We start from the raw sequence: 12894 nt of genomic DNA, 5'->3' as shown, positions 1-12894 counted from the left end.
CCCCCCCCCCGCCGCCGGGCCCCCGCCCCCGCCCCCCCCCCCCCCCCCACGACGAGGTGCCGAGCTCACGACAAGGTGCCGAGCTCACGGGTCGCTCCTCGGCGGTCCCCGACCCTGCGGGGTGCCGGGCGCCGGGGAGGGGCGTCTCAGCCGAGGCGCTCGGCCAGGAAGCCGAGCACCTCCGCCAGGTAGCGCTCGCGGGCCGGCGGCGGGGACAGCGCCAGGTCGTGCGCGCCGCCGTCCACCTGCACGAACCGCACGTCGTCGCCGAGCCGCTGCGCGCCGGCGCGGATGTGCGCGACGTCCAGCACGGAGTCGGTGGTGAGCACGTCGGGGTGGTCCTTCGTGTGCGACCCGGTGCGGGCCGACGCGACCACCAGCACCGGCACGCCGACGTGCAGGCCGCGGCGCACGCGGCGCTGCGCCCGGCGCACCGACCGGAACCAGCCCGCGCGCACCGGGAAGCCCTCGTGCGGCTTCCACGCCAGGTCGTAGTCCCACTCGCCGCCCGTGCCCGCGTGCAGCGCGCGCCCGTAGTGCGGGTGCAGGCGCCCGACCGGCAGGCGGGGGGCGAACCGGCCGACGGCGTCGATCACGCGCGTGGCCGGGCCGCGCAGCAGCCAGCCCTCGTTGAGGTCGAACCAGGGGCTGTTGAGCACCAGCGCGTCGAGGCGGCCGGGCCGGGCGTCGGCCCACAGCGCCGCGACGAGGCCGCCCGTCGAGTGCCCCAGGACCACGAGGCGCTCGTGCCCGGCGGCGCGGACGGCCGACGTCGCCGCGTCGAGGTCCTGGGCGTGGACGGCGACGTCCTCGACGAGGTTCGGGTCGCGGCCCGCGCGCAGGTGGGCCGCCATCGAGCGGCCGTAGCCGCGCAGGTCGACGGCGTAGAACGCGTGCCCGGCCGCGGCGAACGCCTCGGCCAGGTGGCGCTGGAAGAAGTAGTCGACGAACCCGTGCACGTAGAGCACGGCGGTGCGGGCGGGCGGCCCGGTCGGCGCGACGGACGGCACGTGCCGCACGAGGGTGGCCTCCGCGCCGCCGGGCAGCGGCAGCGTGCGCTGCTCGAACCCGTCGCCCAGGACGTCGGGCCGCCAGCCGGTGCCGACGCCGGCGGCGCCGGGCGCATCCTCGCCGGGCGCCACAGCACCGCGCGCCTCCGCGCCGTCCGTACCCCTGCTCATCAGCCCTCCCTGCCGGCGCGGAGTGCCGCGCCCACCTGCCTGGCGTCCTGCCTGGTGTGTCTGCCTGGTGTGTCTGCCTGGCGTCCTGCTGGCGTCCGGCCGAGTGTCGCGGGCTCGCGACACCGGGGCTCGTCGCTCCGACGGTAGCGCGCGGGCTCAGGGGCCCGGCGCGGTGCGCGCGCCGCGCCCGTCGCGGTGGTCGAGCAAAGTTGAGTGGAATAGACTCAACTTCGGCAGGGTTCCACCGAGTAGTTCCCCGTCAGCGTCATCCCCGGAGAGTCCATGGACACCAAGCTCACGACCATGTCGCAGCAGGCCGTGTCGGACGCCGTGCAGTCGGCGTCCGCGGCCGGCAACCCCCAGCTCGAGCCCGTGCACCTGCTGGCGGCGCTCCTGCAGCAGCAGGGCGGCGTCGCCGTCGGCCTGCTCGAGGCCGTCGGCGCCCACCCGCAGGCGATCGGCCAGAAGGTCCGCGCCGCGCTCGTCGCCCTGCCGACCGCGTCCGGCAGCGCCGTCGCGCAGCCGAGCGCGAGCCGCGCCAGCGCCGTCGTGCTCGACGGCGCGAAGAAGGAGGCCCAGGCGCTCGGCGACGAGTACGTCTCCACCGAGCACCTGCTGATCGGCATCGCCGCCGGCCAGTCGCAGGCCGCGCAGATCCTCGCGGACGCCGGCGCGACGCCCGAGGCGCTGCGCGCCGCGCTGCCCGCCGTCCGCGGGAGCGCACGCGTCACCAGCCCCAACCCGGAGGGCACGTACAAGGCGCTCGAGCAGTACGGCACCGACCTCACCCAGCGCGCCCGCGACGGCAAGCTGGACCCGGTCATCGGCCGCGACGCGGAGATCCGCCGCGTCATCCAGGTGCTGAGCCGCCGCACCAAGAACAACCCCGTGCTCATCGGCGAGCCCGGCGTCGGCAAGACCGCCGTCGTCGAGGGCCTCGCCCAGCGCATCGTCGCCGGGGACGTGCCGGACTCGCTGCGCGGCAAGCGCCTCGTCGCGCTCGACCTGGCCAGCATGGTGGCCGGCGCGAAGTACCGCGGCGAGTTCGAGGAGCGCCTCAAGGCCGTGCTGGCCGAGATCCAGGGCTCCGACGGCGAGGTCGTCACCTTCATCGACGAGCTGCACACCGTCGTCGGCGCGGGCGCCGGCTCCGAGGGCGCCATGGACGCGGGCAACATGCTCAAGCCCATGCTCGCCCGCGGCGAGCTGCGCCTGGTCGGCGCCACCACGCTCGACGAGTACCGCGAGCACATCGAGAAGGACCCGGCCCTGGAGCGCCGCTTCCAGCAGGTGTTCGTCGGCGAGCCCTCGGTCGAGGACACCGTGGCGATCCTGCGCGGCCTCAAGGAGCGCTACGAGGCCCACCACAAGGTGACCATCGCCGACTCCGCGCTGGTCGCGGCCGCCACGCTGTCCGACCGGTACATCTCCGGGCGCCAGCTGCCGGACAAGGCCATCGACCTGGTCGACGAGGCCGCGAGCCGGCTGCGCATGGAGCTCGACTCCTCCCCGGTGGAGATCGACGAGCTGCAGCGTGCCGTCACGCGCCTCGAGATGGAGGAGGTCGTGCTGTCGGAGTCGGAGGACGCCGCCTCCCGCGAGCGCCTGGAGCGGCTGCGCGCCGAGCTCGCCGACAAGCGTGAGGAGCTGGCCGCGCTGACGTCCCGGTGGGAGGCGGAGAAGGCCGGCCACAACCGGGTCGGCGACCTGCGCGCCCGCCTGGACGAGCTGCGCACCGAGATGGAGCGCAAGCTGCGCGAGGGCGACCTCGAGGGCGCGGCGCGCGTCCAGTACGGCGAGATCCCGGCGGTGGAGAAGGAGCTCGTCGAGGCGGAGCGCGCCGAGGCCTCGGCCGACGGCGACGGCGTGCCCGGCCGCGCGGGCGGGGACGCGCCGATGATCGCCGACAAGGTCGGCGCCGACGAGATCGCCGAGGTGGTCTCCGCCTGGACCGGCATCCCGGCCGGGCGCATGCTGCAGGGCGAGACGGAGAAGCTGCTGCGCATGGAGGAGGTCATCGGCGGTCGCCTCATCGGCCAGTCGAGCGCCGTGCGCGCCGTCTCGGACGCGGTGCGGCGCTCGCGGGCCGGCGTCTCCGACCCCGACCGCCCGACCGGCTCGTTCCTGTTCCTCGGGCCCACCGGCGTCGGCAAGACGGAGCTGGCCAAGTCGCTGGCGGACTTCCTGTTCGACGACGAGCGCGCCATGGTGCGCATCGACATGTCGGAGTACTCCGAGAAGCACTCGGTGGCGCGCCTGGTCGGGGCGCCCCCGGGGTACGTCGGCTACGAGGAGGGCGGCCAGCTCACCGAGGCCGTGCGGCGCCGGCCGTACTCCGTCGTCCTGCTCGACGAGGTGGAGAAGGCCCACCCCGAGGTCTTCGACATCCTGCTGCAGGTGCTCGACGACGGCCGGCTGACCGACGGCCAGGGCCGCACCGTCGACTTCCGCAACGTCATCCTCGTGCTCACCTCGAACCTCGGCTCGCAGTTCCTCGTGGACCCCGGCCTGACCGAGGAGGCCAAGCGCGAGAACGTCATGGCGGCCGTGCGCGCGGCGTTCAAGCCGGAGTTCCTCAACCGGCTCGACGACGTCGTGATCTTCGACGCGCTGTCCCTCGAGGAGCTCGGCCGCATCGTCGACCTGCAGGTCGCCGCGTTCGCCCGGCGCCTGGCCGACCGGCGGATCACGCTCGACGTGACCGCGGCCGCCCGCGAGTGGCTGGCGCTCGAGGGCTTCGACCCCGCGTACGGCGCCCGCCCGCTGCGCCGCCTGGTGCAGCGCGAGATCGGCGACCGGCTGGCCCGGCTGCTGCTCGCCGGCGAGGTCTCCGACGGCGACGCGGTCGTGGTCGACCGGCCGGCCGACCCCACGCAGGACGGGCTCGAGCTGCGGCGCGGCGCCGAGGTCCAGGCCGCCTGACGGCCCGACCCGACCCGGCCCGACCCGACGCCGTCGGCCGGGCCGCGCCGGCCGCGCTGCGCGGACGTCCCGCGCCGTCGTCCTCCCCCCGGCGGAGGACGACGGCGCGGGACGTTCGTCGTCTCACCCGCTGCGAGCGCCGTGGCGCGCCCGCAGGATGGTCGTCACCGACGGGGGACACCGAGGGCGAGGAGGCGATCGCGTGCGCACGTTCGGCGTGGAGGAGGAGCTGTTGCTCGTGGACGCCGGCACACGCCGGCCGCTGGCCGCGGGCGAGGCGGCGGTGGCCCACGCGGCGCAGGCCTCCGACGGGGCCGACCAGGCGCACACCCTGACCGTGGAGCTGCAGCAGGAGCAGCTGGAGGTCGTCGGGCCGCCGTGCTCGACGCTCGCCGAGCAGCTCGCGGCCATCCGCACCGGCCGCCGGATCGCGGACGCCGCCGCGCAGGCGGTCGGCGGACGCGCCGTCGCGCTCGCGAGCCCGGTGTCGCCGGAGCCTCCGCACCTGGTCCCCAAGGAGCGGTTGCGCAAGATCCGCGAGCACGGCGGCCTCATGGTCGCCGACCAGCTCACCTGCGGGTTCCACGTGCACGTCGCCGTGGGCGACCGCACCGAGGGCGTGGCGGTGCTCGACCGGATCCGGGTGTGGCTGCCCGTGCTGCTGGCCCTGAGCGCCAACTCCCCGTTCTGGTACGGGGCCGACTCGGGCTTCGCCAGCTACCGCTACCAGGCGTGGTCGCGCTGGCCCACCGCCGGGCCGAGCGAGATCTTCGGGTCGGCGGAGTTCTACGACCGGCAGGCCGAGGCCGTGCTGCGCTCCGGGGCGCCGCTCGACGACGGGATGCTCTACTACGACGCCCGGCTGTCGGCGCGCTTCCCCACCGTGGAGGTCCGGGTGGCCGACGTCTGCCTCGAGCCCCACCACGCCGCGGTCCTGGCCGCGCTGTGCCGCGCGCTCGTGGAGGCGGCCGCGCGGCAGTGGGACGCCGGGGTGACGCCGGTCCAGGCGAGCCAGACGCAGCTGCAGTCGTGGAGCTGGTGGGCGAGCCGGTTCGGCGTCGAGGGTGACCTCGTGAGCCCGAGCACCGGCGCCCCGGCGCCGGCCGCGTCGGTCGTGGCCGAGCTGCTCGACCTCGTGCAGCCGGTGCTCGCGGAGCTCGGCGAGGAGGAGGAGGTGCGGCTCGCCGTGGCGGAGATGGTCACCGCCGGGTCCGGCGCCCGGCGCCAGCGCGAGGCGTTCGAGCGCCGGCAGGACCCCGCGGACGTCGTCGACGCCGCGATCCTCGCGTCGGTGCCCGCCGCGGCGCCGGCCGCGACGGCGCCGGCCGCGACGGCGCCGGCGTCGGGCGCGGCGGCCGCGGACGCGCAGGAGCAGCGGCGGGCGGGCTGACGGGCGCCGCACGAGGCACCGCCCCAGGCGCCACGAGGCGTCACCGGAGCAGGTCGGCGGTCCCCGGCTCGGCGGTGACGGCGAGGCACAGGCTGGTGCGGTCGCCCGCCTCCCAGCCCGGCTCCGTCGGGGTGACCACGAGGAACTCGACGCCGTCGACCTCGCGGCCGGCGCTCCCCAGGTCCTGCGGGCCGCAGACGGCGGCGGCGCGGCGGACGAGCGCCTCGGCGCCCGGCCACACGGCGTCCGGTCCGGCGTCGGTGCGGCCCACCACCTGGGCGACGTGCTCGGCGTCGCAGGGCACCGCGGTCACGCGCCGGACGTCGCCGTCGGGCAGGTCGCGCACGCACGAGCCGAGCACCAGCTGCACCACGTTCGCCTCGCGCGGCGCCTCGAGCGCGGCGTCGACCGGGGCCCACGCGCGCTCCCGGGCCTGGGCGACGCCCAGCGCGACGCCGGTGGACACCAGCGCGACGGCGACGACGCAGCCTGTGACCAGCAACGTCCGGCGACGGCGGGCGCCCCGGGCAGCGGTGCGTGCGGTGGCGTCCGGGCCGCCGGGCGTCGGCGCGTGCCGGCCGGGGCCGACGGGGGCGGACGGCGCGGGGTCCCGGCCGGGGTCCCGGCCGGGGAGCACGACGCCGGAGAGGTCCGGGACGGCGCCCGCGGGCGTCGGCGGGGCGAAGACGGGGCCCTCGGGCTCGGCGGAGTCCTGGCGCGTCATGCGCCCAACCTAGCGTCGCCCGCCGGGCCGCCCCGCCGGGCGGCCCCCGCCGGGCCGCCCCGCCGGGCGGCCCCCGCCGGGCCGCCCCGCCGAGATGGTCGCCCGGCCCCGCGAGACAGCCCGCTCCGGTGCCGAGACAGTCCCCTCGGGCGGCAGGAGGACTGGGCGGCGGAGGCGGCTGCCTGGGCGTCAGTCCGCGAGGTCGAGGATCACCGGCACGTGGTCGCTGGCGCCCTTGCCCTTGCGCTCGTCGCGGTCGATCCGCGCGCCGGTCACCCGGGCGCGCAGCGCGGGGGAGGCCCAGGTGAAGTCGATCCGCATGCCGTAGTTCCGCGGGAACGCCAGCTGCTTGTAGTCCCAGTAGGTGTAGGTGTGCGGCTCGGGCAGCTGCTCGCGGCTGACCTCCGTGTACCCCGCCGCTCCGAAGGCGGCGAACGCGTCGCGCTCGGCGGGCGAGACGTGCGTGGCGCCGGCGAACGGGGCCATGTCCCACACGTCGGTGTCGAGCGGGGCCACGTTCCAGTCGCCGACGAGCGCGACCTGCGCCTGCGGGTCCTCCTCGAGCCAGCGGCCGGCCTCGGCCCGCAGCGCCTCCAGCCACGCGAGCTTGTACGTGTAGTGCGGGTCGTCCAGGGCTCGGCCGTTCGGCACGTACAGCGACCACACGCGCACGCCGCCGCAGGTGGCGCCGAGCGCGCGGGCCTCGTGCGCCGCGTCGGGGGCGTCGCCCGCCGCGGCGTCGGCGCCCGGGGCGGTCTTGGTGAACCCCGGCTGGCCGGCGAACGCCGTCTCGACGTCCTCGAGGCCCACGCGGGAGATCACCGCCACGCCGTTCCACTGCGAGAAGCCGACGTGCGCCACCTGGTACCCGGCCGCCTCGAACGGCAGGTAGGGGAACTGGTCGTCGCGGCACTTGGTCTCCTGGATCGCCAGGACGTCGGTCTGCGACCGTTCGAGGAAGGCGACCACCCGGTCGACGCGGGCACGGATCGAGTTCACGTTCCAGCTGGCGAGGCGCACGGTCGTCAAGCCTAGGGGGAGCGGCGCCGCCCCACCCGGGTCGAGACGGCGTCTCGACTTTGCTGAGACAGCATCCCAGGCGCTGCCCCAAACCCCAGAAACCGCGCGGACGCGCCCGTGACGCGGGATGATGGACGTCTTGCGCCCCTGTGCGGCGCGGCTCTACGGTCTGCGGACAGCCCGCGCCGGTGAGACCCAGTTCCAGCCCCACTCCGGTCCTCGTCCCGCCGCCGCGGCCCGCGTCGCACCGACCGCCTCCCGCCGGAGGCGCCACGAAGGAGCCGTCATGGCACGAAGCGCCCGCCCCGGGCCGCGCCCCGACGCGTCCGGCACGGCCGCCGGGCGCGCCACCGGCCGTCCGTCCGCCGTCGGACGGGCCCGCCGCGCGCTGCGCGGCGCCGCGGCCGTCGTCGCCGGTGCCGCAGCCCTCGCCCTGGCCGCCTGCTCGGCCGGCAGCACCGCCACCGACGACGGCGGCGGCGCGACCCGCACCGACGTGACGGTCGCGGTCGGCGCCGAGCCGGTCAACCTCGACTTCACCACCACCGCCGGCGCCGCGATCCCGCAGCTGCTGCTCAACAACGTCTACGAGACCCTCGTCAAGATCGACCAGCACGGCGAGCCGCAGCCGCTCCTGGCGAAGAGCTGGACGGTCTCGGACGACCGCACCGTCTACGACTTCACGCTCCACGACGGCGTCACGTTCAGCGACGGCACGCCGCTCGACGCCGACGACGTCGTGGCCTCGATCGAGCGGGTGCGCACCGACTGGACGACCAGCCTCAAGAACAAGATGGACGTCGTCGCGGAGGCGGAGGCCGTGGACCCGACGCACGTGCGCGTCGCGCTGGCCCACCCGTCCAACGCGTGGCTGTTCGACATGGGCACCGCCGTCGGCGCGGTCTTCCCCGACACGCTCGACGTCGACCTCAGGACCACCACCGTCGGGTCCGGCCCGTACGAGGTGACCGAGGTGGTCCAGGGCGACCACATCACGCTCACCGGCCGCGACGACTACTGGGGCGGCGCGCCGGCGCTCGACACGATCACGGTCCGCTACCTCACCGACCCGGTGGCCGCGCAGAACGCGCTGCGCGCCGGCGACGTCGACATGCTGTTCAACCTCGTCCAGGCCGACTCGGTCGACCAGCTCGCCGCCGACACCGGCCTGCAGGTGGTCGAGGGCACGTCCACCGGCGAGGTGCTGCTCAGCTACAACAACCGGGTGGCGCCGTTCGACGACGTGCGCGTGCGCCAGGCGCTCAACCACGCGATCGACCGCCAGGCGGTCCTCGACGCCACCGCGGGCGGCCACGGCACCCTGCTGGGCGCGATGGTGCCGCCGACCGACCCGTACTACGAGGACCTCTCGGACGCCTACCCGTACGACCCGGACAAGGCCCGCGAGCTGCTGGCCGAGGCCGGCGCGAGCGACCTGCACATCACCTTCGACGTGCCCAACCGCGCGTACGCGACCTCGGCGGCCGAGGTGATCGTCTCCCAGCTCGCCGACGTGGGCGTCACCGCGGACATCGTCACCGACGAGTTCCCCGCCGTCTGGCTCGACAAGGTGTTCGCGCGCCACGACTACCAGATGACGCTCATCCTGCACTCCGAGGCCCACGACCTGATGACGATCTACGGCGACCCCGACTACTACGTCGGCTACGACGCCGCGAAGATCGCCGACGCCGCCGCCGCGGCGGACGCGGGCACGCCCGAGCAGTACGTCGCGGGGATGCGGCAGGTGGTGCGCACGATCGTCGCCGACGCCCCCGGCCAGGTGCTCTACCTCATGCCGAACCTCGTGGTCGCCGCCCGGGGCCTCGAGGGCATCCCCGCCAACGCCGTCACCGAGTCGATGGACCTCACGGACCTGCACTGGTCCTGAGCGCCCCAGCGCCGGCCCGTCCCCCTCGCGTCCCGCCCTCGTCCCCCCGTCCCCGTCCCCCTCCCCGGTCTGGACCCATGACCCGCCACCTGCTGAGCCTCCTCGCGCAGCTCGTCACCACCCTCGTGGTCGCCTCGATCGTGGTGTTCCTCGTGCTGCGCGTGCTGCCCGGCGACACCGCCGCGGTGGCGCTCGGCGTGCACGCGACGCCCGAGGCGCTCGCCGCCTGGCGGGCCGAGCACGGCACGGACCGACCGCTGGTGGTCCAGTACCTCGACTGGGTGGGCGGGCTGCTGCGCGGCGACCTCGGCACGTCGTTCGTCACCGGCCGGCCGATCACGCCGCTGGTGGCCGACCGCGTGCAGGTCACGCTCATCCTCGTGGGCCTGGCCATGCTGCTGGCGCTGGTGGTGGCCGTGCCGCTGGGCACGCTCGCCGCGGTGACGCAGCGGTCGCTGTGGGGCACGCTGGTCTCCGGCGCCTCCCAGGTGGGCGTCGCGGTGCCGAACTTCCTGGTCGGCGTGCTGCTGGTCTCCCTCGTCGCCGTGCGCGCCGGCTGGCTGCCGGCGGGCGGCTGGGTGCCGCCGGCCGAGGACCCCGCGGAGTTCTGGCGGCACGTCGCGCTGCCGGTCCTCGCGCTCGGCACGGTGCAGGCCGCGATCGTCACGCGGTACGTGCGCAGCGCCGTGCTCGAGGTGATGCGCGAGGACTTCCTGCGCACCGCCCGCGCGGCCGGCCGCACGCGCACCGGCGCGCTGGTGCACCACGGCCTGCGCAACGCGGGCGTGCCGGTGGTCACGGTCGTGGGCGTGCAGCTCGCCGCCCTGCTCGTCGGCGCCGTCGTCGTCGAGCGGGTGTTCGTGGTGCCCGGCCTCGGCTCGCTGCTCGTCGACTCCGTGGCCAACCGCGACCTGCTCGCCGTGCAGTCGATCGTCATGGTGCTGGTGCTGCTGGTCGTCGTCGTGAACTTCCTCGTCGACGCCCTGTACACCGTGCTCGACCCGCGGCTGCGCACCGCCGGCGGCACCGGCGTGCGTGGCGCGGGCGTGCTGGCGGCGGGAGGCGCGCGATGAGCCTCCTGCAGCCGGCCGCCGTCGACGTCCCCGGCCGCCGCGAGCCCGGCGTCCACGCCCAGCTCGTGGTCGGGGCGGCGCTCGTGGCAGTCGTCGTCGTGCTCGCCCTGGTCTCCCTCGTCTGGACCCCGTACGACCCGGTACGGGCCGTCCCTCTCGACCGCCTCCAGGGCCCGTCGGCCGCGCACTGGCTCGGCACCGACCGGTTCGGCCGTGACGTGCTGAGCCAGCTCATGGTCGGCGCCCGCATCTCCCTGTACGTGGGCGTCGTCGCCGTGGGCATCGGCGCGCTCGTCGGCGTGCCGGTCGGCGTGGTCGCCGGGATGCGCGGCGGGGTGCCGGGCACGCTGCTGATGCGCGGCTCCGACGTGCTGCTCGCGTTCCCGGGGCTGCTGCTCGCGCTGGTGTTCGGCGCGGCGTTCGGGGCGGGGACGACGACGGCGATGGTGGCGCTCGGCATCGGCTCCGTCCCGGCGTTCGCGCGGGTGGCGCGCTCGGGCACCCTGCAGGTGGTGCGCACCGACTACGTGCTCGCCGCGCGGGCAGCGAACCGGCCGGCGCTGGCGGTCGCGGTGCGCCACGTGCTCCCCAACGTCGCCGGGCTCGTGGTGGTGCAGTGCTCGGTCAACTTCGCCCTCGCCGTCCTGGCCGAGGCCGGGCTGTCGTTCCTGGGCCTGGGCACCGCGCCGCCCACCCCGTCGTGGGGGCGCATGCTCGCCGAGTCCCAGCAGTACCTGGGCACGCACGACTACCTCGCCCTCGCGCCCGGCGTCGCGATCGCCGTCGCCGTGCTCGGGTTCAACCTGCTCGGTGACGGCCTGCGCGACGTGCTCGACCCGCGCCTGCGGGGGGTGCGATGACCGCCGCCTCGTCCGCGCCCCGCCGGGCGGAGCCCCGCGGCGCCGCGCGCCCCGCCGGGCCGCCCGCGCTCGCCGTGCGCGACCTGGCCGTCCGCACCCCCGACCGCGTGCTCGTCGACGGCGTCTCCCTGACCGTCGGGGCGGGCGAGCGCGTCGGCCTCATCGGCGAGTCCGGGTCGGGCAAGTCGCTCACGGCCCTGGCGGTCCTGGGCCTGCTGCCCGACGGCGTCACGGCGTCCGGCGGCGTGGACGTCGCCGCCGAGCGCGACCTGCTGGCGCGCGGCGACCGCCGGCTGGCGCCGCTGCGCGGGCAGCTGATGTCGATGGTGTTCCAGGAGCCGATGACGGCGCTCGACCCGCTCGTGCGGGTGGGGGCGCAGGTGGCCGAGGTGATGACGCTGCACGGCGCGCGCCGGCGCGCCGAGGCCGCCGAGCACGCCGTCGGGCTGCTGCGCGAGGTGGGCCTGCCGGACCCCGACCGCGCCGCGCGGGCCTACCCGCACCAGCTCTCGGGCGGCCAGCGCCAGCGCGTGATGATCGCCATGGCGCTGGCCAACGACCCCGCGCTGCTGGTGGCCGACGAGCCGACCACCGCGCTCGACGTCACCGTCCAGGCGCAGGTGCTCGACCTCATGACCGACCTCGTGGCGCGCCGCGGCACCGGCCTGCTGTTCATCACCCACGACCTCGCCGTCGTGGCGCGTGTCTGCGAGCGCGTGGTGGTGATGCGCGACGGGCAGGTGGTCGAGTCCGGGCCCGTGGCCGAGGTCTTCGCCGACCCGCAGCACCCGTACACCCGAGGCCTGCTCGCCGCGTCGGACCTCACCGCCACCGACGCGCGGGGGCGGCTGTTCACGGTGGCGACGGCGGACGGGTACCGGCCCGGCGCCTCGCCGGCCGCCGCGGCCGTGCCGGCCCCAGCGCCGGCGCCCGCGCCGCCGGCCGCGACCGCCGTCGACCGGGCGCCGCAGCGCGACGGGGCAGCGGCCGCGCCGGTCGTCAGCGTCCGCGACCTGACCCGTCGCTACGTGCGCTCGCGCGCGGGCTGGCGGCGGCCCGCCCACGTCGTCGACGCCCTGCGCCGCGTCTCGTTCGACGTCGCGCCGGGTGAGCGGTTCGGCCTCGTGGGGGGGTCCGGCTCGGGCAAGACGACGGCGCTGCGGCTGCTGGCGGGCCTGGACACCCCGACGTCGGGCAGCGTCGAGGTGGCCGGCGTGCGGCTGGCCGAGGACGGGCCCGCCGGCCAGCGGCTGGCCGGCCCGCGCGAGCTCGCGCGGGTGCGCAGCGACCTGCAGATGGTCTTCCAGGACCCGATGGGGTCGCTCGACCCGCGCATGCGCGTGGGCGACGTCGTCGCCGAGCCGCTGCTCAACCCCGCCAACCGCGCGGCCCTCCCGGAGGCGGCGACCGCCGACGGGCGGCGCGGGCTCGTGGCGGAGATGCTCGCCGCCGTCGGGCTGCCGGCCGACTCCGCCGACCGCTACCCGCACCAGTTCTCCGGCGGGCAGCGCCAGCGCATCTCCATCGCCCGCGCGCTCGTGTGCCGGCCGCGGGTGCTCGTCGCCGACGAGCCGGTCAGCGCCCTCGACGTGTCCGTGCGCGCGCAGGTGCTCAACCTCCTGGCCGACCTCGCCGACGAGCGCGAGCTCACCCTCGTGCTGGTCTCGCACGACCTCGGCGTGGTGCGCCACCTGTGCGACCGCGTCGCCGTGATGCGGGCCGGCGAGATCGTCGAGCAGGGCAGCACGGAGCAGGTCTGGGCCGACCCGCAGCACGAGTACACCCGTCGGCTGCAGGCCGCCACGCCGGTGCTGGCGCGGACCCGGCGCTAGC

Annotated in this window: 9 protein-coding genes; 6 read left to right on the top strand and 3 right to left on the bottom strand. The window is 76.3% G+C overall.

Features of this window, described 5'->3' with window-relative positions:
* Positions 1–146 precede the first annotated feature (146 nt).
* The gene (locus GSF02_RS11255; RefSeq protein WP_159796146.1) at positions 147–1181 is read right to left on the bottom strand and encodes an alpha/beta hydrolase; all 1035 of its coding nucleotides are present in this window, start codon (positions 1179–1181) and stop codon (positions 147–149) included.
* A gap of 282 nt (positions 1182–1463) precedes the next feature.
* Here GSF02_RS11255 and clpB point away from each other — a divergent pair, with 282 nt between their 5' ends.
* Both clpB and GSF02_RS11245 read left to right on the top strand, forming a co-directional pair.
* The gene (gene clpB / locus GSF02_RS11250; RefSeq protein WP_159796143.1) at positions 1464–4103 is read left to right on the top strand and encodes an ATP-dependent chaperone ClpB; all 2640 of its coding nucleotides are present in this window, start codon (positions 1464–1466) and stop codon (positions 4101–4103) included.
* A gap of 202 nt (positions 4104–4305) precedes the next feature.
* Positions 4306–5493 (top strand): glutamate--cysteine ligase, encoded by a 1188-nt coding sequence (locus tag GSF02_RS11245; protein WP_159796140.1) that lies wholly within the window; start codon positions 4306–4308, stop codon positions 5491–5493.
* Between the two features lie 40 nt (positions 5494–5533).
* Here the strand turns inward: GSF02_RS11245 and GSF02_RS11240 are convergent, their stop codons facing one another.
* Both GSF02_RS11240 and GSF02_RS11235 read right to left on the bottom strand, forming a co-directional pair.
* The gene (locus GSF02_RS11240; protein ID WP_159796137.1) at positions 5534–6217 is read right to left on the bottom strand and encodes a septum formation family protein; all 684 of its coding nucleotides are present in this window, start codon (positions 6215–6217) and stop codon (positions 5534–5536) included.
* Positions 6218–6406: 189 nt separating this feature from the next.
* Positions 6407–7237 (bottom strand): exodeoxyribonuclease III, encoded by an 831-nt coding sequence (locus tag GSF02_RS11235; RefSeq protein WP_159796134.1) that lies wholly within the window; start codon positions 7235–7237, stop codon positions 6407–6409.
* Positions 7238–7523: 286 nt separating this feature from the next.
* Here GSF02_RS11235 and GSF02_RS11230 point away from each other — a divergent pair, with 286 nt between their 5' ends.
* The 4 genes from GSF02_RS11230 to GSF02_RS11215 all read left to right on the top strand — a co-directional run bounded on the left by GSF02_RS11230 (position 7524) and on the right by GSF02_RS11215 (position 12893).
* Complete coding sequence (locus tag GSF02_RS11230) at positions 7524–9128, top strand: ABC transporter substrate-binding protein (protein ID WP_159796131.1); 1605 nt, start codon at positions 7524–7526, stop codon at positions 9126–9128.
* Between the two features lie 77 nt (positions 9129–9205).
* Entirely contained in the window at positions 9206–10201 is a 996-nt protein-coding gene (locus GSF02_RS11225; protein ID WP_159796128.1) for an ABC transporter permease, read from the top strand.
* Positions 10198–11061 (top strand): ABC transporter permease, encoded by an 864-nt coding sequence (locus GSF02_RS11220; RefSeq protein WP_159796125.1) that lies wholly within the window; start codon positions 10198–10200, stop codon positions 11059–11061. The genes GSF02_RS11225 and GSF02_RS11220 overlap by 4 nt, the downstream gene beginning before the upstream one ends.
* Positions 11058–12893, top strand: coding sequence for a dipeptide ABC transporter ATP-binding protein (locus GSF02_RS11215; RefSeq protein ID WP_159796122.1), 1836 nt, complete (start codon positions 11058–11060; stop codon positions 12891–12893). The genes GSF02_RS11220 and GSF02_RS11215 overlap by 4 nt, the downstream gene beginning before the upstream one ends.
* Position 12894: the final 1 nt, after the last annotated feature.

Source organism: Puerhibacterium puerhi (assembly GCF_009846865.1).
In the GTDB taxonomy this organism is placed as follows: Bacteria; Actinomycetota; Actinomycetes; order Actinomycetales; family Cellulomonadaceae; genus Puerhibacterium; species Puerhibacterium puerhi.
This window is presented reverse-complemented; position numbering and strand designations above follow the sequence as displayed.